General features: G+C 67.9%; 1 protein-coding gene. It reads right to left on the bottom strand.

Annotation, left to right across the window (positions count from 1 at the left end; all coding sequences use genetic code 11):
* Positions 1 to 16 precede the first annotated feature (16 nt).
* Positions 17 to 1,164, bottom strand: a protein-coding gene (locus ACPYN5_RS15965; RefSeq protein WP_143003726.1) for an IS3 family transposase whose coding sequence is annotated in 2 segments (ribosomal slippage) — positions 17 to 894 and positions 894 to 1,164 — 1,149 coding nt in all. Because the reading frame shifts where the segments join, the coding sequence is not laid out codon by codon here.
* Positions 1,165 to 1,247 lie beyond the last annotated feature (83 nt).

Here is a 1,247-nt window from a genome sequence, read left to right on the forward strand (position 1 = left end):
TGGGCCGCCCCCTTCGTTAGGTCCAGGCGATCTGTGAGTCGTCGGTTTCCATTCGATGGGTGCACTCCCGAGCGTAGTCGGCGGGGGCGATATAGCCGAGCGAGGAGTGCCGGCGGTGATGGTTGTACTCGTTCTTCCAGTCGCCGATCACGACCTGGGCGTGCAGGAGTGAGTAGAAGCTGTTGATGTTGAGGCACTCGTCGCGGATCCGGCTGTTGAACGACTCGACGTACCCGTTGCGCCACGGAGAGCCGGGCGGGATGTAGGACAGCCCGGTGCGGGTGCCGGCCCAGTCGGCCATCGCTTCGCTGATGAACTCCGGTCCGTTGTCCGATCTGAGCACAGCCGGGGCGCCGCGCACGGCGACGAGGTCCTCGAGGTGGGCGGTGAGGCGGTCGGCGGTGATCGACCGTTCGGTGAGCCCGCCGATGCACTCACGGGTGTGCTCGTCGACGATCGAGCAGATCTTGATCGGGCGGCCCTGCTCGTCCGCGTCGAACTGGAAGTCGACGGCCCACACCACGTTCGGTGCGTCTGCTGTAGGCGGGCCGACGGTGGAGGACCCGACGCGTTTGCGGCGACGGCGTTGCGGGACCCGGAGCCCTTCGTCGCGCCAGAGGCGTTGGATCTTCTTGTGGTTCACGGCCCAGCCCTCGGCGCGGGCGTCGTGGTACGCGCGTCGGTACCCGTAGCGGGGGTGGCTCTTCGCCCAGGCGCGCAGCCAGTCCCTGAGCGCCCGGTCCGGGTCCGCGACGGTGTCGCCCTTGCGCGGGCGCCGGTAGGCGGAGCGTGAGAGCCCGACCAGACGGCACGCCATCCGTTCGCTCACCTGCAGCTTGCGCTTGAGGTGAGCGACGGCGGCGCGGCGTCTGTCCGGGCTTAGAAGTTTCCCTCAGCCAGCTCCTTGAGCGCCGCCTTCTCCAGCTCCGCCTCCGCGAGCAGCCGCTTCAAGGTTGCGTTCTGCTTCTCGAGCTCCTTGAGCCGTTTCGCGTCGTCGGCCTTGAGCCCGCCGTACTGGTTCCGCCACCGGTAATACGTCTGCTCGGAGACTCCGAGGTCCCGGCACACCGCCGCGATGTCGGCGCCGTCGGCGAGCATCCTGTCGGCCTGCCCGAGCTTGCGGACGACCTGCTCCGGGGTGTGCCGCTTCCTGCTGTTCGTCATGATCTGACCAGTCTCCCTGCCCGCGACCGCGGACGACAGGACGACTCACATAACAACCGGACCTACGAAACGGGGTCAGCCCA

It is taken from the genome of Microbacterium arborescens (genome assembly GCF_049707515.1).
In the GTDB taxonomy this organism is placed as follows: Bacteria; Actinomycetota; Actinomycetes; order Actinomycetales; family Microbacteriaceae; genus Microbacterium; species Microbacterium arborescens_B.